Consider the following 21520-nt stretch of genomic DNA (forward strand, 5'->3'; position numbering starts at 1 on the left):
AACACTGCCCCTTATCCTTTAATTCCGGCACCAGCGATGCCGCGAATAAAATAGCGCTGGAAGAAGATATAAAGTAACAACATCGGGATAATCGCCAGCAATGCGCCCGCCATTAACATCGGATATTCCACGCCTGAGCGTCCGGAAAGCGAGGCTAACCCTACCGGTAATGTCATTTTATCCATGGAGGTATTAACGATCAGCGGCCACATTAAGTTATTCCAGCTCCACAATCCGTTAATAATGACGCAGGCAATCAGCCCTGGTTTAATTAATGGCAGCATAATTTTGAAGAAAATAGTCAGATGGTTATACCCATCCATAATGGCTGCCTCTTCCAGTTCTTTAGGTACTGACAGAAAAAACTGACGCAATAAAAAGGCGCTATATATGCTGAATAAACCCGGTAGCACCAGTCCAGGAATTGAGTTCAGCAAACCGATTTTTTCAACGGTTAAAAACTGTGGGATTAAAAAGATCTGACCGGGCACCATCAGAATTGAAATACACAGCATAAACAGGACATCTCGCCCTTTAAAACGCAGTCGGGAGAAACCGTACGCTGCCATTGCCGCAATCAGTGTCTGCAAAATGACGATGACCAGCGTGGAGACGATCGAGTTAAAGTAAAAGCTGCCAAAAGGCATTTCATGCAAGATTTTACCGTAAGCCTGAAACCCTGGGTTGGCAGGTAGCAGGATCGGCGGAAAGGCGATGCTTTCTGCCTGGGTTTTAAAAGAGGTGATGATCATCCAGATGAAGGGAACCACAGTTACCAGCGTCGCGAGGATCATCAAGCCGTAAATTAGCCATTTTTCACGTTTAGTCATGAACATCGTGGTTGCCTCACTGTGCTTTAAGTCGTTTACCAATCCATATTTGCAGCAGCGTCAGGACCATCGTGATAACGAAAATCACCACCGCGATCGCTGAGGCATACCCTTTTTCATGGTAGATAAAGGCGTATTTATAGAAGAGATAGGCGATAGTCATCGTCTGATCGTCCACCATGGATGAACTGCCAAACAGCAGATAAACCACATCGAAAATTTGCAGCGTTTCGATAAAAGAGATCACCAGTACGAAAAACAGCGTGGGGATCATTAGCGGTAAGGTAATAGACCAGAATCCACGCAATTTGCTGATGCCATCCAGCGACATCGCTTCATAAATTTGTTTGGGGATCCCCTGCAATCCGGCGAGCAGAATGATCATCTTCAGCGCGATAGCCGACCAGATAATCACCAGTGAGGCGCTCAGCCGGACGACATCGGGATCGGATAACCACCCGATGGCCGGAAGATCGAAAAAGGCCAGGATCTGATTAATTAAGCCGAAGTTTCGGTTCATCAACCACTGCCAGACCATAGCAATGGCCGCAGGCATAGTGACAGCGGGCAGAAATAACAGCGTGCGAAACAACCACTGACCGCGAATCGCCTGATTCAGGCCAATTGCGAGCAGTAATGACAAAACGGTGATTATTGGTACGCAAATAAATACATAGGCCAGAGTGTTATATATTGCTGAACGAAACTCATCATCGCTGAATAAATTAATATAGTTATCTAAGCTGATTGTCGTCCAGATCTGAAACTCGCCAAGATCGGTGAAGCTATAGAAAACGTTCTGGAAGAACGGAGTAAAGTAGAAAACAATTAACCCCGCCAGTAATGGCAGAATCATTATCCATCCCCAGAAGCGTTCTTCTTTTTCCAGCTTGGTCAGGGACTTTTTTTGCGCCTCCCTGGTCGGTAATTGTGGGGATGCGGCTTCATCTGAATAACTCATACAGACTCCGGGATGCTCACTGTGCAACCAAAATATATTGCGCGGGCGAAAGCGAGAGGGAGCATGGCTCCCTCAGGATTATTTCTGCATTTCTCGTTCAACGCGTTTAGCAACACCAGGCATTACTTTCTCTGGGTCAGTACCCGTCCACACTTTTTTCAAGCCATCATTCAGGATGCTATTCCACTTGGCGGTATTAGAGCCAGCGGTTGGATATTTATGTGAGAAAGCCAACGAATCGATATAGGCTGAAACATCAATATCCTTAAAGCCTTCAGCCCACTCTTTGGCCACTTTTTGATTGGCGGGGATCACGACTTTTCCCGTAGCCAGCGTCTGCTGCGCATGCTCAGAGCTCATGAATTCAATGAACTTCCACGCCGCATCTTTATGCTGACTTTTGGCTGACATAGCAAATGCCAGACTATGGGATACACCTGCCTGCTCTGCCATTTTAGGCATTGGCACTACGCCGACGTGATCTTTAATCAGTTCGTTTTGAGAGAAAGGTAGTGCCCACCATGACCCAGCGTAGACCATGGCCACTCGATTTGACTGGAAGACATCTGAGGCTTCCATCTCGCCTGGGGGTTGGATCAGTCCTGCGTTCAGCATGCCTTGAACATCGCGATAGACGGCGATAGCTTTGTCATTGGCAACATCCGTTTTGCCTCCCGGTAGGACAATCTTATCTCCGGCCTGTAATAGCAGGTTAAAGTAACTATCCTGTCCGCTGCTGAATTCCATTGCCAGTGGATAAGACTGTTTATCCAGCCCTTTACGTAACTGCTCTGATTTTTGTTTTAGATCGTTCCACGTCCAGTTTTTATCGGGATAACTCACACCAGCCTGATCGAACATTTTTTTGTTGTACCAGACGGCAATTGCATCAATATCTCTTGGGATAGCGTATTGCTGCGACTGATATTGGTAGGCATCGACTGAGCTTTTAACAAAATCATCCAGTTTCGGCACTGATTTATCTTTCAGATAATTACTCAGTGGTTCCAGCATGCCATTTTTCACATATTGCTGGAAATTAGGCATGTTCATCCAGAATACATCCGGTGCTACATTTCCACCGACTGCCGAACTGAGTTTGATAAAATATTGGTCATAAGGCGTTAGTTCAATTTCGATCTTAATACCAGGGTTATCTTTTTCAAATTCTTTAACGAGCTGTTGTTCGCCAGGGAGTTGATTGCGGTCCCATAATGTGTAGCGTAATTTAACAGGCTTTGCTTCCGACTGGCCTTCAGCACTCGCGACGACAGGTGTTGCCAGTAAACAGGAAATAAGACAGGCCAATGCGACGTTATTTTTATTCAGGGTATACATAACTTCCCTCTTTATTCAGGTCAGAATGCTAATGAGGTAAATTACAGGAGCCTATGAATAATCTGTTTAACATCGGAGAAAGTCAAAGCAGTAAAAAAGAGAGGTTTATCGCATTAAAACAAGATTGTCTTTCGGTGGGTTTCTCTTTTATCAAAACGAAAATATAACGTAAAACAAGGTTGATATTATTTCTTTTTATTTCATATTGTTAGGTTCATTTTTCAGGTTTGAAACGAAAAAAACAGGCGTTAAAAAAAACCTCTAAAAATGCGAACATTATCACTTTATCTGTTTAGGCATCGACATAAAAAACGGGGATAAATCCCCGTTTTTTCTTTGGCTTTCGTTTCGATAATCAGGTCACTGGCGCCGGGTTAAACACCGCCAGCTGGTTATGCAGCCCCCACTGATCTGAGAATGTTTTCTTACGTCCGCTGGCGACGTCGAGAATAAACTCGAACAGTTTCAGACCCACATCTTCAATCGTTTCTTCTCCGGTGGCGATGGTGCCTGCGTTGATATCCATCAGGTCAAACCAACGATTGGCCAACTCGGTACGCGTCGCCATTTTTATCACCGGCACGGCCATCAGGCCATACGGTGTACCGCGACCGGTGGTAAAGACTTGTACTGTGATCCCGGAAGCAACCTGTTGCGTACCGCAGACAAAATCGCTGGCGGGGGTGGCAGCGTAAATCAGGCCACGTTTGGTTGGACGCTGGCCCGGCGACAAGACTTCGACAATCGCGCTCTTGCCCGACTTCGCAATAGAACCCAGCGCTTTTTCCACCACGTTTGCCAGACCACCTTTCTTGTTACCTGGAGAAGGGTTAGCGCTGCGGTCCGTTTTGCCCATGTCCAGGTAGTTGTCGTACCAGGCCATCTCCTCGAGCAGGCGTTTACCCACACCTTCGTTAATCGCACGTGGAGTCAGAAGGTGGATGGCATCGCGTACTTCGGTAACTTCAGAGAACATCACGGTGGCGCCACAGCGTACTAACAGGTCGGAGGCATAGCCTACAGCCGGGTTGGCCGTTACGCCGGAAAACGCATCGCTGCCGCCGCACTGCATGCCGACCACCAGTTCTGATGCCGGGCAGGTTTCACGCTGGCGCTGATTGAGCTTTGCCAGATGGCGTTCGGCCACCTGCAAAATATCGGCAACCATCGATTGAAAGCCGACGTGTTTTTCATCCTGCAGGCTGACGATGCTGGCGCTGTCGACCGGAATGCTTTTTACATCGTGCGTGCCTTCCAGCAGGCGCTCTGGCTGCAGTTTTTCACAGCCGAGGCCAATGACCATTACCTCACCGCCAAAGTTCGGGTTTAGCGCAATATTGTGAATAGTTCGAATGGGCACGATGGCGGCTGGAGCGTTAATCGCCACGCCGCAGCCGTACAGATGATTGAGCCCGACTACGCCGTCGACATTCGGATATTTGGGCAGCAGGTCGCGCTCAATGATTTTCACTACATAGTCCACCACGCCCGCTACGCAGTGCACGCTGGTGGAGATGCCGAGCAGATTCTTGGTGCCAACGCTACCGTCAGCATTGCGGTAGCCTTCGAAGGTATAACCCTCGAGAGGCGGCAGAGGCTCAGGCACTTTGGTTGCCAGCGGCAGCGTCTCCAGCGGCGGGGCCTTGGGCAGCTCAACCATTGATTCATCAATCCAGCTGCCACGGGGGATATCGCGAACGGCATAGCCTATCACTTCGCCATAACGCACGATTTCGCCGTGAACTGGAATATCCACGAGCGCCACTTTATGACCCTGGGGAATATGTTCAATTAGCTCCAGTCCGTCCGGAAAACGTGTCCCGGCTTTCAGACCATTGTCATTGACAATAATCGCCACATTATCTGTGTCGTGAACTTTAATATAAAACGCCGTTGGCGATTCTTGTCTAATTTCGATGTCGGCCATTGTCCAGTATTCTCCAACAAGTGGTGATAATAGTGTAGATATTTATATTTTGAATCTCATTGTCAGTAATAAAGATTCGGTATCGTGAAATAAGAATGCCAGGAGTTTATCGCGAAGAATGTGACAATGATCACTTAAACTCAGCAAGGCCGACCCACCAGGGTTAGCAATACGTAAATGTGTGGATTAGCGCCCATGCATGTGTGCATATGCCCAAAACATTATTTTAATAACTCGTGTTTAATGAGCGCTTGCACAATGATTAACGTTGGGCTGCTGATTATACTAAATCACGGTTTTATAGCGTCTGATAAATAATTATACGTTTTTATTATCGGTAATTTATCATCAGGGATATTTGCCAAATAATAATAAAAACTTTATGTACCCGAGGTAATTAGAATGATACTGGATACAGTTGTCGAGAAAAAGAAAGGTACGCACACCCGTTACTTAATATTACTAATCATATTTATTGTTACCGCCGTTAACTATGCGGACCGTGCGACGCTGTCTATTGCCGGCACGGAAGTGGCGAAAGAGTTGCAGCTCAGTGCCATCTCAATGGGTTACATTTTCTCCGCCTTCGGTTGGGCTTACCTGTTGATGCAAATCCCTGGCGGTTGGCTGCTGGATAAGTTCGGTTCGAAGAAAGTCTACACCTACAGTCTGTTCTTCTGGTCGCTGTTTACCTTTCTGCAGGGTTTTGTAGACATGTTCCCGCTGGCCTGGGCGGGTATTTCAATGTTCATCATGCGCTTTATGCTGGGCTTCTCAGAAGCGCCGTCCTTCCCAGCGAACGCCCGTATTGTGGCGGCCTGGTTCCCGACGAAAGAGCGCGGTACGGCATCCGCGATTTTTAACTCCGCACAATATTTCTCCCTGGCGCTGTTTTCGCCGCTGCTGGGCTGGCTGACCTTTGCCTGGGGCTGGGAGCACGTCTTTACCGTGATGGGCGTTATCGGTTTTGTGCTCACTGGCCTGTGGGTAAAGTTTATCCATAACCCAACCGATCACCCGCGTATGTCGCAAGAAGAGCTGAAGTTTATCTCTGAAAACGGTGCGGTCGTGGATATGGACCATAAAAAGCCCGGCGATGTGAAATCAGGTGGCCCTAAACTGCATTATATCAAGCAGTTGCTGACAAATCGTATGATGCTTGGCGTGTTCTTTGGTCAGTATTTTATTAACACCATTACCTGGTTTTTCCTCACCTGGTTCCCGATTTACCTGGTACAGGAAAAAGGCATGTCGATCCTGAAAGTGGGGCTGGTGGCGTCGATTCCAGCGCTGTGCGGATTTGCCGGGGGCGTGCTCGGCGGTGTGTTCTCTGATTATCTGATTAAACGTGGCTTCAGCATCACTCTGGCACGTAAGCTGCCGATTGTGCTCGGAATGTTGCTCGCGTCGACCATTATTCTGTGTAACTACACCGATAACACCACTCTGGTGGTTGCGCTGATGGCGCTTGCGTTCTTCGGCAAAGGCTTCGGCGCGCTGGGTTGGCCGGTGATTTCCGATACCGCGCCGAAAGAAATCGTCGGTCTGTGCGGTGGGGTATTTAACGTATTTGGCAACGTAGCCTCTATCGTCACCCCGCTGGTGATTGGTTATCTGGTGAGCGAGCTGCACTCATTTAATGCTGCGCTGATGTTTGTAGGGTGTTCGGCGCTGATGGCAATGGTTTGCTACCTGTTTATTGTCGGTGACATTAAACGTATGGAATTGCAGAAATAAACAAAGGTATAGGCGATGAATAACACGATTTTCCCGAATAAGTTTAAAGCGGCCCTCGCGGCGCAACAGATTCAGATTGGCTGCTGGTCTGCATTAGCCAGCCCAATTAGTACCGAAGTTTTAGGCCTGGCGGGTTTTGACTGGCTGGTGCTGGACGGCGAACACGCGCCGAACGATATCTCGACGTTTATCCCGCAATTGATGGCGCTGAAAGGCAGCGTCAGCGCGCCGGTCGTGCGCGTACCGACCAACGAGCCGGTGATTATCAAGCGCTTGCTGGATATTGGGTTTTACAACTTCCTGATCCCGTTCGTTGAGACGGAAGAAGAGGCAGTGAACGCCGTGGCGTCGACCCGCTATCCGCCGGAAGGTATTCGCGGCGTGTCCGTCTCCCATCGCGCCAATATGTTTGGCACCGTACCTGACTACTTTGCGCAGTCGAATAAGAACATCACCATCATCGTGCAGATTGAAAGTCAACAGGGCGTCGATAACGTTGACGCCATCGCGGCGACCGAAGGCGTTGACGGTGTCTTTGTCGGTCCAAGCGATCTGGCTGCGGCGTTAGGCCATCTCGGCAATGCATCACATCCTGATGTGCAGAAAGCTATTCAGCACATTTTTGCCCGCGCGAAAGCACATGGCAAACCAAGCGGCATTCTGGCCCCGGTAGAGGCAGATGCGCGTCGTTATCTGGAGTGGGGCGCGACGTTTGTTGCCGTTGGCAGCGACCTTGGCGTGTTCCGTTCAGCCACGCAGAAACTGGCTGATTCTTTTAAGAAATAACCACCATCGACAGTAGAGAGAGATAAAGACATGACAATGAAAGTTGGTTTTATTGGCCTCGGTATCATGGGTAAACCAATGAGTAAAAACCTCCTCAAGGCAGGTTACTCGCTGGTGGTTGCTGACCGTAACCCGGAATCCATTGCGGAAGTGATTGCCGCAGGTGCAGAAACCGCCGCCACGGCGAAAGATATTGCCGAGCAGTGCGATGTGATCATCACCATGCTGCCGAACTCTCCGCACGTGAAAGAGGTGGCGCTGGGGGAAGGCGGTATTATTGAAGGGGCGAAGCCGGGCACTGTGTTGATCGACATGAGTTCCATCGCGCCGTTAGCCAGCCGCGAAATCAGCGAAGCGCTGAAAGCGAAAGGCGTGGATATGCTGGATGCCCCGGTCAGCGGTGGTGAACCAAAAGCGATTGATGGCACGTTGTCGGTGATGGTTGGCGGTGATAAAGCGATTTTTGACAAGTATTACGATCTGCTAAAAGCGATGGCTGGTTCAGTGGTACATACCGGTGACATTGGCGCGGGTAACGTTACTAAGCTGGCGAACCAGGTGATTGTGGCGCTGAACATTGCGGCGATGTCTGAAGCGCTGACGCTGGCGACCAAAGCGGGTGTGAACCCGGATCTGGTGTATCAGGCGATCCGAGGCGGACTGGCTGGAAGCACCGTACTGGACGCGAAAGCACCAATGGTTATGGACCGTAACTTTAAGCCGGGTTTCCGTATTGACCTGCATATTAAGGATCTGGCGAATGCGCTGGATACCTCGCATGGGGTCGGTGCGCAGTTGCCACTGACTGCTGCCGTCATGGAGATGATGCAGGCGCTCCGCGCAGATGGGCTGGGCACTGCCGATCACAGTGCGCTCGCATGCTACTACGAAAAACTGGCGAAAGTGGAAGTCACTCGCTAACAAGAAGGGCGCGGATGCGCGCCCTGTATTTCTTGCCTTGCGCGGCACAGTCAGGCTACATAACTATGAAAATCGTAATTGCCCCAGACTCTTATAAAGAAAGCCTTTCTGCCACCGAGGTAGCTCAGGCAATAGAAAAAGGATTTCGGGAAATTTTCCCCGATGCGCAATATGTTTCAGTTCCGGTGGCCGACGGCGGCGAAGGAACGGTCGAAGCCATGATCGCCGCCACGCAAGGGAGTGAATATTCCGCGTGGGTGACGGGGCCGCTGGGTGAAAAAGTGAATGCCTGCTGGGGTATGTCCGGAGATGGGAAAACTGCGTTTATCGAAATGGCGGCTGCCAGCGGTCTGGCGTTGGTTCCTCCTGAGAAGCGCAATCCGTTAGTCACCACGTCACGCGGTACCGGGGAACTGATTTTGCAGGCGCTGGATAGCGGGGCGCAGAGTATTATTATCGGCATTGGCGGTAGTGCGACCAACGACGGCGGCGCGGGTATGGTGCAGGCGCTGGGCGCGAAGCTCTGCGACGCCAATGGGACAGAGATTGGCTACGGGGGCGGCAGTCTGATGAGCCTCAACCGCATCGACATTTCCGGTCTGGATCCGCGATTAAAAACCTGCTCCATTCGCGTGGCCTGCGATGTGACCAATCCACTCATCGGTGATACTGGCGCTTCGCGAATCTTCGGCCCGCAGAAAGGGGCGACGGAAGAACGCATTCTCGAACTGGACCGTAATTTATCCCACTATGCTGACATCATTAAAAGATCGCTGCGGGTCGATGTGAAGGATGTTCCCGGAGCCGGTGCAGCTGGTGGAATGGGTGCCGCGTTAATGGCTTTTTTAGGCGCGGACCTGCGCAGTGGTATTGAGATTGTGACCCAGGCGCTCAACCTGGAAGAGCATATTCACGACTGTACGTTGGTGGTGACTGGAGAGGGGCGTATCGACAGCCAGAGTATTCACGGCAAAGTGCCGGTAGGTGTGGCGAACGTCGCGAAGAAGTACCACAAACCGGTAATTGGTATTGGCGGCAGCCTGACGCGTGATGTAGAGGTAGTGCATCAATATGGTATCGATGCGGTATTTAGCGTCTTGACCAGCATCAGCACGCTGGAAGAGGCCTTCCGCGGGGCATTTGATAATATTTATCGCGCTTCAAGGAACATCGCCGCCACGTTGGCGATAGGAATGCGCAGTGCGGGGTGACATTGACCCGCAAACCCTCTATACTGCGCGCCGAAGCTGACCAGACAGTCGCCGCTTCGTCGTCGTCCTCTTCGGGGGAGACGGGCGGAGGGGAGGAAAGTCCGGGCTCCATAGGGCAGGGTGCCAGGTAACGCCTGGGGGGGAAACCCACGACCAGTGCAACAGAGAGCAAACCGCCGATGGCCCACGTAAGTGGGATCAGGTAAGGGTGAAAGGGTGCGGTAAGAGCGCACCGCGCGGCTGGTAACAGTCCGTGGCACGGTAAACTCCACCCGGAGCAAGGCCAAATAGGGGTTCACAAGGTACGGCCCGTACTGAACCCGGGTAGGCTGCTTGAGCCAGTGAGCGATTGCTGGCCTAGATGAATGACTGTCCACGACAGAACCCGGCTTATCGGTCAGCTTCACTCTTTATAAAACCCCGCTTCGGCGGGGTTTTTGCTTTCTGGGGGTAGAATAGATGAATGACTGTCCACGACGCTATGCTCAAAAGAACGCGGCTTATCGGTCAGCTTCACTCTTTCCAAAGCCCCGCTTCGGCGGGGTTTTTGCTTTCTGGGGGTAGAATAGATGAATGACTGTCCACGACGCAATGCTCAAAAGAACGCGGCTTATCGGTCAGCTTCACTCTTTATAAAACCCCGCTTCGGCGGGGTTTTTGCGTTGCGATTGGTTCACCATGGTTCAGGCGTTTATTTCTCCTTCATCTAATCTTTTATTTGACCTTTATTTATTCGGCGGGATTCTTTTATTTTATGGAATGCTTCGTGGGATAATTCATTTTTTGTGATGGTTAGCACAAAACGCTGTGCGATACGTTTTTATCGAGAATAATCGAACGCAATCGATCACCATCACAAAATTACTTGCTAATAAATTGCACAAAACCACTGTTAACACAATGTTGCATGTGATGTTTTATTGTGTGTTTTTGATTAATAATTAATAAACACAATGTTTCTTTGCAAACAAATAAGGCTGGAAAATGTGATGCATGGCGTTATTTTATCACCACAAACGATAAAATATAATTATATTTGATAAATTACTTATTAAATTTAAGCGCCATTTTGCCCGATAAATACTCTGTAATTGATTGAAATATAGCCTTTCCTGGTTTTTATAAATAACGGATAAAATGGCGATGTTATAGCCATAAAAAATCGTTATCCCCCCATCTTTTTTTGATTAAAGTCAGAATAAAGTGAGATCGATATTTCATATCCATATGATTTATAAGTGGTTTAATTTTTTATAATAGTCTTACAAAATGTAAGTCAAGGGGATTTGTGAGTGGTCGCACATATCCTCGAATGCTTAATTTGCTACACTCCCTGCCGTCAACAAAGTAATTAGCACAGGTCGATATGAATACTATTACGCTCCCTAAAACACAGCACTTAGTGGTCTTTCAGGAAGTCATCAGAAGCGGTTCTATCGGCTCGGCTGCAAAAGAATTAGGTTTAACTCAACCGGCTGTTAGCAAAATCATAAATGATGTAGAGGCTTATTTCGGTATTGAGCTGGTCGTACGTAAAAATACAGGCGTGACATTAACTCAGGCTGGTCAGGTAATGCTCTCGTGGTCTGAATCCATTACCCGTGAAATGAAAAACATGGTTGATGAGATGAACAGCATGACGAGCAATGCAGTCGTTGATGTGTCGTTTGGCTTTCCGTCACTGATTGCGTTCACCATCATGTCCGGCATGATTAAAAAATTCAAAGAGGTGTTCCCGAAAGCGCAGGTTTCCATGTATGAAGCTCAGCTCTCCTCGTTTTTACCTGCGATTCGTGACGGGCGTCTGGACTTCGCCATCGGTACGCTAAGTGATGAGATGAAACTGCACGATCTACATGTTGAGCCGCTCTTTGAGTCAGACTTCATCCTGGTCGCCAGCAAGTCCCGAACATGCACCGGCATCACCTCGCTGAGCGCGTTGAAAAACGAACAGTGGGTGTTGCCACAAACGAATATGGGGTACTACAGCGAACTTCTAACTACGTTACAAAATAATGGCATCAGCAGTGAAAACATCGTTAATACCGACTCCGTCGTCACCATTTATAATCTTGTTCTCAATGCTGATTTCTTAACAGTAATTCCCTGTGATATGACCACACCATTTGGCTCAAACCAGTTTATTACTATCCCGGTAGAAGAGACGTTACCCGTCGCGCGTTATGCCGCCGTGTGGTCGAAAAATTATCGAATTAAAAAAGCAGCATCTATTTTGGTGGAATTAGCCAAAGAATATTCATCATATAATTGTCGAAGACGAAGGCAATTAATTGAAGTTGATTAAAGATTGAATTTGTTTTAACACGAAATAATCGCCATCTGTCTATATCTGACAATGGTCACGGCTATCTATTTACTTTAATACCCTAGTAAGAGGTTCTAATGCACATTACATACGATCTCCCAGTTGCAATTGAAGATATCCTCGAAGCGAAAAAAAGACTGGCGGGGAAAATATATAAAACGGGAATGCCTCGCTCTAACTATTTTAGTGAACGTTGCAAAGGGGAAATATTCCTCAAGTTTGAAAACATGCAGCGTACCGGTTCATTTAAAATCCGTGGCGCTTTTAACAAGCTCAGTTCATTAACAGAAGCAGAAAGAATGAAGGGCGTGGTGGCTTGCTCTGCAGGTAACCATGCGCAAGGGGTTTCTCTCTCCTGCGCTATGCTCGGTATCGATGGCAAAGTGGTGATGCCAAAAGGCGCGCCGAAGTCTAAAGTGGCGGCAACCTGCGATTATTCCGCAGAAGTGGTACTGCATGGCGACAACTTCAACGACACCATCGCGAAGGTTAGCGAGATTGTGGAAACGGAAGGCCGTATTTTTATTCCACCCTATGATGACCCGAAAGTGATTGCCGGTCAGGGCACTATTGGTCTGGAAATTCTGGAAGATTTGTACGATGTCGATAACGTAATTGTGCCAATTGGCGGCGGCGGACTGATTGCGGGTATTGCAGTGGCAATTAAGTCAATTAACCCGACCATTAAAATTATAGGTGTACAGGCTGAAAACGTTCACGGCATGGCGGCTTCCTTCCACGCTGGAGAAATAACCACGCACCGAACGACCGGCACCCTGGCGGATGGTTGTGATGTTTCCCGCCCGGGTACTTTAACGTATGAAATAGTTCGTGAGTTGGTGGATGACATTGTCCTGGTCAGCGAAGATGAAATTCGCAACAGCATGGTGGCATTAATTCAGCGAAATAAAGTTGTGACTGAAGGTGCCGGCGCGCTGGCATGCGCAGCATTATTAAGCGGGAAATTAGATAGCTATATCCAGAACAGAAAAACAGTCAGCATTATTTCTGGCGGTAATATCGACCTTTCTCGTGTATCTCAAATTACTGGTTTAGTTGACGCTTAATATACTTCGTTGAGGATAGGATATGAGTACTACTGATAGCATTGTATCCAGCCAGACAAAACAGTCGTCCTGGCGCAAATCGGACACCACCTGGACACTGGGTTTATTTGGTACAGCCATCGGCGCCGGGGTGCTGTTCTTCCCTATCCGCGCAGGTTTTGGCGGACTGATCCCCATTTTGATCATGCTGGTGCTGGCATACCCCATCGCCTTCTATTGCCACCGTGCGCTGGCGCGCCTGTGTCTTTCCGGTTCTAACCCTTCCGGCAACATCACAGAAACGGTTGAAGAGCACTTTGGTAAAACGGGCGGGGTGGTTATCACGTTCCTCTACTTCTTTGCGATTTGTCCGCTGCTGTGGATTTATGGCGTCACCATTACCAACACCTTTATGACCTTCTGGGAAAACCAGTTGCAGATGCCAGCGTTAAACCGTGGCTTTGTAGCTCTGTTCCTGCTGTTGTTGATGGCATTCGTCATCTGGTTTGGTAAGGATCTGATGGTTAAAGTGATGAGCTACCTGGTATGGCCGTTTATCGCCAGCCTGGTGCTTATCTCTCTGTCACTGATTCCTTACTGGAACTCTGCGGTTATCGATCAGGTTGACCTCAGCAATATCGCACTGACCGGGCACGACGGCATTCTGGTTACCGTGTGGCTGGGTATTTCCATCATGGTGTTCTCTTTCAACTTCTCACCTATCGTTTCTTCCTTCGTGGTGTCTAAACGTGAAGAGTATGAGAAAGATTTCGGTCGTGAATTCACCGAGCAGAAATGTTCCAAAATCATCTCCCGCGCCAGTATGCTGATGGTTGCCGTAGTTATGTTCTTCGCCTTTAGCTGCCTGTTTACGCTGTCTCCGGCGAATATGGCGGATGCGAAAGCACAGAACATTCCGGTACTGTCTTACCTGGCGAACCACTTCGCGTCACTGTCCGGTACGAAGTCCACCTTCGCGACCGTTCTGGAGTACGGTGCTTCTATCATCGCCCTGGTTGCTATCTTCAAATCGTTCTTCGGGCACTACCTGGGTACGCTGGAAGGTCTGAATGGTCTGGTGCTGAAGTTTGGTTATAAAGGCGATAAAACGAAAGTTTCCGTCGGCAAACTGAACACCATCAGCATGATCTTCATCATGGGCTCCACCTGGGTTGTGGCTTACGCCAACCCGAACATCCTGGACCTGATTGAAGCAATGGGCGCGCCGATTATCGCCTCACTGCTCTGCCTGCTGCCGATGTATGCCATCCGTAAAGCGCCGTCACTGGCGAAATACCGTGGCCGTCTGGATAACGTGTTTGTTACCGCGATTGGTCTGCTGACCATCCTGAACATTGTCTACAAACTGTTTTAATCCATAAGCTCAGGATGAGCGGAGTAGTGAAATGAATGAGTTTCCGGTAGTACTGGTTATTAACTGTGGTTCATCCTCCATTAAATTCTCAGTGCTGGATGCAGCAAACTGTGAAGTTTTACTGGCGGGAATTGCAGACGGTATTAACTCTGAAAATGCGTTCATAGCAATTAATGGAGGAGAGCCAGCTAAGCTGGCTCACCACAGCTACGAAGACGCATTAAAAGCCATTGCTGTTGAACTTGAGAAACGTAATTTAATGGACAGCGTGGCCTTAATTGGCCACCGCATTGCCCACGGCGGAAATATCTTTACCGAATCAGCCATTATTACTGATGAAGTTATAGAAAATATCCGCCGGGTATCGCCTTTAGCTCCTTTACATAATTATGCGAACCTGAGCGGGATTGAATCTGCTCAGCATCTTTTCCCTGGCCGGCAGCAGGTTGCGGTATTTGATACCAGCTTCCACCAGACGATGGCTCCTGAGGCCTATTTGTACGGTTTACCGTGGAAATATTTCGAAGAGTTGGGCGTTCGTCGTTACGGCTTCCACGGCACGTCGCATCGCTATGTTTCTCAGCAAGCGCATGACCTTCTCGACCTGCAGAGTGATGACTCGGGGCTGGTTGTGGCTCACCTGGGGAACGGTGCGTCAATCTGTGCGGTGCGTAATGGGCAGAGCGTTGATACCTCAATGGGCATGACGCCGCTGGAAGGGCTGATGATGGGGACACGCAGCGGCGACGTCGATTTCGGCGCGATGGCGTGGATTGCAAGCGAAACCAACCAGACGCTGAGCGACCTTGAGCGCGTAGTGAATAAAGAGTCCGGTTTACTGGGTATTTCTGGTTTGTCTTCTGACTTACGTACGTTAGAAAAAGCCTGGCACGAGGGACATGAGCGTGCGCAATTGGCAATTAAAACGTTTGTGCATCGTATCGCACGTCATATCGCCGGACATGCCGCATCGCTGCATCGTCTTGATGGGATTATTTTTACCGGTGGAATAGGTGAAAACTCGGTATTAATTCGTCGCTTGGTTATTGAACACCTTGCTGTTTTAGGTGTGAATATCGACAGCGAAATGAATAGTTTGCCAAATTCACATGGCGAAAGAATTATCTCAAATAAAGATGCTCGTGTTATTTGTGCGGTTATTCCCACAAATGAAGAGAAAATGATTGCACGTGATGCCATTGCGTTAGGCAAAATTAATACCTCAGTAGCATTTGCATAATTAATTTTCAGCAGAGAGATTATTTTTCATGAAGGTAAATATCGATACCAGCGATATGCTGTATGCCGAAGCCTGGAATGGCTTTAAAGGTACGGACTGGAAAGAAGAAATTAATGTCCGTGATTTTATTCAGCACAACTACACACCTTATGAAGGGGATGAATCTTTCCTCGCCGAAGCCACGCCTGCAACCACGGCATTGTGGGAAAAAGTTATGGCGGGCATCCGTATTGAAAACTCGACGCATGCGCCGGTAGATTTCGATACCAATATTGCCACCACGATTACCGCACATGATGCGGGTTATATTGAACAGGAACTGGAAAAAATCGTCGGTTTGCAAACGGATAAGCCGCTCAAGCGTGCTCTGCATCCGTTTGGCGGCATCAACATGATCAAAAGCTCTTTTGATGCTTATGGCCGTGAGATGGATGCTGATTTTGAATACCAGTTTACTGAACTGCGTAAAACCCATAATCAGGGCGTATTCGACGCCTACTCTCCGGATATGCTGCGTTGTCGTAAATCCGGCGTGCTGACAGGTCTGCCGGACGGCTATGGCCGTGGTCGTATCATCGGTGACTATCGCCGCGTGGCGCTGTACGGTATCCGCTACCTGGTGCGCGAGCGTGAACTGCAGTTTGCCGATCTTCAGTCGAACCTGGAGTGGGGCCAGAATCTTGAAGCCACGATTCGCCTGCGTGAAGAGCTGTCTGAACACCGTCGCGCCCTGCTGCAAATGCAGGAAATGGCGGCGAAGTATGGCTGCGATATCTCCCGCCCGGCGCGGAATGCGCAGGAAGCGGTGCAGTGGGTGTACTTCGCTTATCTGGCTGCGGTGAAATCTCAGAACGGCGGCGCGATGTCGCTGGGTCGTACCGCATCGTTCCTCGACATCTACATTGAGCGCGATTTCAAAGCGGGAATTTTAAACGAGCAGCAGGCGCAGGAGCTGATCGACCACTTCATTATGAAGATCCGTATGGTGCGCTTCCTGCGTACGCCGGAATTCGACACCCTGTTCTCAGGCGACCCTATCTGGGCGACCGAAGTTATCGGCGGTATGGGGCTGGATGGTCGTACGCTGGTGACGAAAAACTCGTTCCGCTATCTGCATACGCTGCACACCATGGGCCCGGCACCTGAGCCGAACCTGACGGTGTTGTGGTCCGAAGCGCTGCCGATCGCCTTCAAAAAATACGCCGCCCAGGTGTCTATCATCACCTCGTCTTTACAGTATGAAAACGACGATTTGATGCGTGCCGACTTTGACAGCGATGACTATGCCATTGCCTGCTGCGTCAGCCCGATGGTTATCGGCAAGCAAATGCAGTTCTTCGGGGCGCGTGCCAACCTCGCTAAAACGTTGCTGTACGCAATCAACGGCGGTGTGGATGAGAAACTGAAAATCCAGGTCGGGCCGAAAACGGCACCGCTGATGGATGACGTGCTGGACTACGACACGGTGATGGAGAGTCTGGACCACTTTATGGACTGGCTGGCCGTGCAGTACATCAGTGCGCTGAACATCATCCACTACATGCACGACAAGTACAGCTACGAAGCATCGCTGATGGCGCTGCACGATCGTGATGTCTATCGCACGATGGCCTGTGGTATGGCGGGGCTTTCCGTGGCGGCGGATTCGCTGTCGGCTATCAAATACGCCCGCGTGAAACCGATTCGTGATGAAAACGGTCTGGCGATCGATTTTGAAATCGAAGGCGACTATCCGCAATACGGTAACAACGACGAGCGCGTGGACAGCATTGCCTGCGACCTGGTTGAGCGCTTTATGAAGAAAATTAAGGTGTTGCCAACCTACCGTAACGCGGTGCCGACGCAGTCCATTCTGACCATCACCTCCAACGTGGTGTACGGCCAGAAAACCGGTAACACGCCGGACGGACGTCGCGCAGGTACGCCGTTTGCGCCAGGGGCGAACCCGATGCATGGCCGCGATCGTAAAGGAGCGGTTGCGTCGTTAACGTCTGTTGCCAAACTGCCGTTTACCTATGCCAAAGACGGTATCTCGTACACCTTCTCGATTGTGCCGGCCGCGCTGGGCAAAGAGGACGGGGTGCGTAAAACCAACCTGGTCGGTCTGCTGGACGGTTACTTCCACCATGAAGCGCATGTGGAAGGCGGACAGCATCTGAACGTGAACGTCATGAACCGTGAAATGTTGATGGATGCCATCGAGCACCCGGAAAACTATCCAAACCTGACGATCCGCGTGTCTGGCTATGCGGTACGCTTCAACGCGCTGACCCGTGAACAGCAGCAGGATGTTATTTCACGTACTTTCACCCAGGCGCTTTGACGCCGGAGGGACTATGAGAAAAGTTATTGCAACCGAATGTGCGCCAGGGGCCATCGGGCCTTACGTACAGGGTGTGGATCTGGGCAGCATGGTGTTGACGTCAGGTCAAATTCCGGTGTGTCCCCAGACCGGTGAAGTGGCAGAAAACGTGGCCGATCAGGCCCGTCAAAGCCTGGAAAACGTGAAAGCGATCGTCGAGTCTGCAGGGTTGAAAGTGAGCGATATCGTGAAGACGACCGTTTTCGTTTCCGACCTGAATGACTTCGCCACCATTAACCAGGTGTACCAGCAGTTCTTTGATGAGCACAAGGCTATCTATCCCACGCGCAGCTGCGTGCAGGTCGCTCGCTTACCGAAGGATGTGAAGCTGGAGATTGAAGCTATCGCTGTACGTGGCGACACGCTGTAATCCCTTGCGGGGCGATCTCAGGATCGCCCCGATCCTTAATGAGTGTGAAACCTGGTCTTCACTGAACGGCAATCCGAGGGTGTGGATATGATTAGCGCATTCGATATTTTCAAGATTGGCATTGGACCTTCCAGCTCCCATACCGTGGGGCCAATGAATGCAGGTAAAAGTTTTATCGATCTGTTGGTCAGCAGCGGGGAACTCCCTAAGGCTACGCATATTGTGGTCGATCTTTACGGATCACTCTCTCTGACCGGAAAAGGTCATGCGACAGATATCGCCATCATGATGGGGCTGGCCGGTAACAGTCCGCAAAATGTGAATATAGATTCAATCGCTGGTTTTACTCAGGAAGTGGCCCGTACCGGACGGTTACCGGTGGCAGAGGGCGCGCATGTTGTCGATTTCTCTCCAGATGAAAATATTCTCTTTCATGCCGAAACGCTGCCGCGCCATGAAAATGGTATGCGTCTCACCGCGTGGAACGGCACCGAGACGTTGTTAAGGAAAACCTATTACTCCGTCGGCGGTGGTTTTATCGTTGAAGAGGAGCAATTTGGTCAGGCGCATGATGTTGAAGCACACGTGCCCTACAATTTTCATTCCGCCAGCGAACTGCTGAAACTGTGTGAGCGCAACGGGCTGTCTGTTTCCGGCCTGATGATGCAAAACGAACTGGCGATGCGCAGCAAAGAAGAAATCGATGCTGGCTTTGCTGCCATTTGGGACGTCATGCATGCGGGGATTGAGCGCGGCATGAATACCGAAGGCGTTCTGCCGGGCCCGCTTAATGTACCGCGCCGCGCCGTGGCATTACGTCGGTTGCTGGTTTCCAGCGACAACCTGTCCAGCGACCCGATGAACGTCATTGACTGGATCAACATGTTCGCGCTGGCCGTGAGCGAAGAAAACGCCGCCGGGTGCCGGGTTGTGACGGCGCCGACCAACGGTGCATGTGGAATTATTCCCGCCGTATTGGCCTATTACGACAAATTCCGCCGTCCGGTAAATGCAAATTCCATTGCCCGCTACTTGCTGGCCGCGGGGGCGATAGGTGCGCTGTATAAGATGAACGCCTCGATTTCGGGTGCAGAAGTCGGTTGCCAGGGTGAGATTGGTGTCGCTTGTTCAATGGCGGCTGCCGGGCTGACAGAGTTGCTTGGCGGTAGCCCGTCCCAGGTGTGTATTGCGGCGGAAATTGCTATGGAGCATAACCTGGGGCTGACCTGCGATCCGGTGGCTGGGCAGGTGCAGATCCCATGCATTGAACGTAATGCGATCAATGCGGTTAAAGCCGTCAACGCCGCGCGTATGGCGCTACGTCGGACATCAGAACCACGCGTTTCGCTCGATAAAGTGATCGAGACGATGTATGAAACGGGCAAAGATATGAATGACAAATACCGTGAAACTTCACGCGGTGGGCTGGCGATCAAGGTGGTTTGCAGTTAACTGAATTTGTGTTTATTTCTCCTTTGGGCGCACTTGAGTGCGCCCTTTTTTTTGTTGTGATCCGCCTCAAAAAGAGAAAATAGTTCCATTTTATAAATATAAATAAGAAAAATTTTATTAAACATTGTGAAATAAAGGGGTATGTTTGTGAAGTTTTTCTCTGACCCTCGGCGTATGATTTCTCCATTCTAACGAACTCGCCTGCACGACTCGTACCGCGTATCGCATTGATGCGGAACGGAAAAATAATAAAACCTTACCCTACATTTTGAGCGAGATTTTTATGGAAACGGCAACGAATAACAGCGTAATACTCGACGCATCTGCCCCGGCGCGTCGGGCGGGGATGACCGAAAGCGAATGGCGTGAAGCCATTAAATTCGACAGCATGGACACCGGCTGGGTCATTATGAGTATCGGTATGGCGATTGGCGCAGGGATTGTTTTTCTTCCTGTCCAGGTCGGGTTAATGGGGCTGTGGGTGTTCTTGCTGTCCTCTATCATTGGCTACCCAGCCATGTATCTGTTCCAGCGTCTGTTTATCAATACGCTGGCTGAGTCCCCGGAATGTAAAGATTACCCAAGCGTGATCAGCGGTTACTTGGGTAAAAACTGGGGCATCCTGTTAGGTGCGTTGTACTTTGTGATGCTGGTAATCTGGATGTTCGTCTACTCCACCGCCATCACCAACGATAGCGCCTCTTACCTGCATACTTTTGGCGTTACTGAAGGTTTACTGTCCGACAGCCCGTTCTATGGCCTGGTGCTGATTTGCATCCTGGTGGCCATCTCGTCACGCGGGGAAAAACTGCTGTTTAAAATCTCCACCGGCATGGTGCTGACCAAACTGCTGGTAGTGGCAGCGCTTGGCGTATCGATGGTTGGGATGTGGCATTTGTATAACGTAGGTTTACTGCCGCCGATGGCGCTGCTGATCAAAAACGCGATCATAACGTTGCCATTTACGCTGACCTCGATTCTGTTTATTCAGACCTTAAGCCCGATGGTTATCTCGTATCGTTCGCGCAACAAATCCATTGAAGTGGCGCGCCATAAAGCCCTGCGTGCCATGAATATCGCGTTCGGTATTCTGTTTGTTACCGTCTTTTTCTACGCTGTTTCCTTCACGCTGGCGATGGGCCATGACGAAGCGGTTAAAGCCTACGAGCAGAACATTTCCGCTCTGGCGATTGCCGCGCAGTTTATCAGCGGTGCGGGTGCTGGTTGGGTGAAAATCGTCAGCGTTGTTCTGAACATCTTTGCCGTTATGACCGCTTTCTTCGGCGTCTACTTAGGTTTCCGTGAAGCGACTCAGGGGATCGTAATGAACGTGCTGCGCCGCAAAATGCCAGCCGAGAAAATCAACGAAACCCTGGTTCAGCGCGGCATTATGGTTTTCGCCATCCTGCTGGCCTGGAGCGCAATTGTGCTCAATGCGCCGGTGCTGAGCTTCACCTCTATTTGTAGTCCTATCTTCGGCATGGTGGGTTGTCTGATCCCGGCCTGGCTGGTCTACAAAGTTCCTTCACTGCACAAATACAAAGGCGCTTCCCTGTATCTGATTATTATCACGGGCCTGCTGCTGTGCGTTTCTCCGTTCCTGGCATTTTCCTGAGTTATCTGAGCAAAGGTTGTTGT

The 21520-nt window shown here is 49.9% G+C and carries 16 protein-coding genes and 1 other RNA gene; 13 read left to right on the plus strand and 4 right to left on the minus strand.

Annotated features, from left to right (window positions below; genetic code table 11):
• Positions 1-11: 11 nt before the first annotated feature.
• The 4 genes from OGX99_RS09620 to garD all read right to left on the minus strand — a co-directional run bounded on the left by OGX99_RS09620 (position 12) and on the right by garD (position 5056).
• Positions 12-836, minus strand: coding sequence for a carbohydrate ABC transporter permease (locus tag OGX99_RS09620; RefSeq protein WP_003024907.1), 825 nt, complete (start codon positions 834-836; stop codon positions 12-14).
• Positions 837-846: 10 nt separating this feature from the next.
• Positions 847-1791 carry a carbohydrate ABC transporter permease gene (locus OGX99_RS09625; protein ID WP_187253311.1) on the minus strand — a complete coding sequence of 315 codons (945 nt, stop codon included), beginning with the start codon at positions 1789-1791 and terminating at the stop codon, positions 847-849.
• Between the two features lie 78 nt (positions 1792-1869).
• Positions 1870-3129: an ABC transporter substrate-binding protein gene (locus OGX99_RS09630; RefSeq protein ID WP_286543333.1), complete on the minus strand. Its 1260-nt coding sequence runs from the start codon at positions 3127-3129 to the stop codon at positions 1870-1872.
• A gap of 355 nt (positions 3130-3484) precedes the next feature.
• Complete coding sequence (gene garD, locus OGX99_RS09635; protein ID WP_278238579.1) at positions 3485-5056, minus strand: galactarate dehydratase; 1572 nt, start codon at positions 5054-5056, stop codon at positions 3485-3487.
• Between the two features lie 402 nt (positions 5057-5458).
• On the opposite strand from garD, the gene garP reads away from it, so the two are divergent.
• From garP to OGX99_RS09700, 13 genes are all read left to right on the plus strand, one after another.
• Positions 5459-6793 (plus strand): galactarate/glucarate/glycerate transporter GarP, encoded by a 1335-nt coding sequence (gene garP / locus OGX99_RS09640; protein WP_003024898.1) that lies wholly within the window; start codon positions 5459-5461, stop codon positions 6791-6793.
• Between the two features lie 15 nt (positions 6794-6808).
• Positions 6809-7579 carry a 2-dehydro-3-deoxyglucarate aldolase gene (gene garL, locus OGX99_RS09645; RefSeq protein WP_151217829.1) on the plus strand — a complete coding sequence of 257 codons (771 nt, stop codon included), beginning with the start codon at positions 6809-6811 and terminating at the stop codon, positions 7577-7579.
• A gap of 30 nt (positions 7580-7609) precedes the next feature.
• Entirely contained in the window at positions 7610-8500 is an 891-nt protein-coding gene (gene garR, locus OGX99_RS09650) for a 2-hydroxy-3-oxopropionate reductase (protein ID WP_003024889.1), read from the plus strand.
• Positions 8501-8565: 65 nt separating this feature from the next.
• Positions 8566-9711, plus strand: coding sequence for a glycerate 2-kinase (gene garK / locus OGX99_RS09655; protein WP_151217828.1), 1146 nt, complete (start codon positions 8566-8568; stop codon positions 9709-9711).
• A gap of 32 nt (positions 9712-9743) precedes the next feature.
• Positions 9744-10120, plus strand: an RNA gene (gene rnpB / locus OGX99_RS09660) — RNase P RNA component class A.
• 957 nt (positions 10121-11077) lie between these two features.
• Positions 11078-12016, plus strand: a complete 939-nt coding sequence (gene tdcA, locus OGX99_RS09665; protein WP_151224393.1) for a transcriptional regulator TdcA — start codon at positions 11078-11080, stop codon at positions 12014-12016.
• A 98-nt stretch (positions 12017-12114) separates the two neighbouring features.
• A complete protein-coding gene (gene tdcB / locus OGX99_RS09670; RefSeq protein WP_187253309.1) occupies positions 12115-13104 on the plus strand; it encodes a bifunctional threonine ammonia-lyase/L-serine ammonia-lyase TdcB in 990 nt (329 codons plus the stop codon).
• Positions 13105-13126: 22 nt separating this feature from the next.
• Positions 13127-14458: a threonine/serine transporter TdcC gene (tdcC, locus tag OGX99_RS09675; protein ID WP_005131699.1), complete on the plus strand. Its 1332-nt coding sequence runs from the start codon at positions 13127-13129 to the stop codon at positions 14456-14458.
• A gap of 31 nt (positions 14459-14489) precedes the next feature.
• Positions 14490-15698 (plus strand): propionate kinase, encoded by a 1209-nt coding sequence (gene tdcD, locus OGX99_RS09680; protein ID WP_187253308.1) that lies wholly within the window; start codon positions 14490-14492, stop codon positions 15696-15698.
• 28 nt (positions 15699-15726) lie between these two features.
• On the plus strand, positions 15727-18021 hold the full coding sequence (gene pflB / locus OGX99_RS09685) for a formate C-acetyltransferase (protein ID WP_286538654.1): 2295 nt from the start codon (positions 15727-15729) through the stop codon (positions 18019-18021).
• 13 nt (positions 18022-18034) lie between these two features.
• Positions 18035-18430, plus strand: a complete 396-nt coding sequence (locus OGX99_RS09690; RefSeq protein ID WP_003828585.1) for an enamine/imine deaminase — start codon at positions 18035-18037, stop codon at positions 18428-18430.
• A gap of 87 nt (positions 18431-18517) precedes the next feature.
• Positions 18518-19882, plus strand: a complete 1365-nt coding sequence (tdcG, locus tag OGX99_RS09695) for an L-serine ammonia-lyase (RefSeq protein ID WP_151217827.1) — start codon at positions 18518-18520, stop codon at positions 19880-19882.
• 283 nt (positions 19883-20165) lie between these two features.
• Positions 20166-21497 carry an SLC5/6 family protein gene (locus tag OGX99_RS09700; protein ID WP_003841510.1) on the plus strand — a complete coding sequence of 444 codons (1332 nt, stop codon included), beginning with the start codon at positions 20166-20168 and terminating at the stop codon, positions 21495-21497.
• Positions 21498-21520 lie beyond the last annotated feature (23 nt).

Origin of the sequence: Citrobacter sp. Cu096 (genome assembly GCF_030332285.1) — a bacterium.
Lineage (GTDB): Bacteria > Pseudomonadota > Gammaproteobacteria > Enterobacterales > Enterobacteriaceae > Citrobacter > Citrobacter meridianamericanus.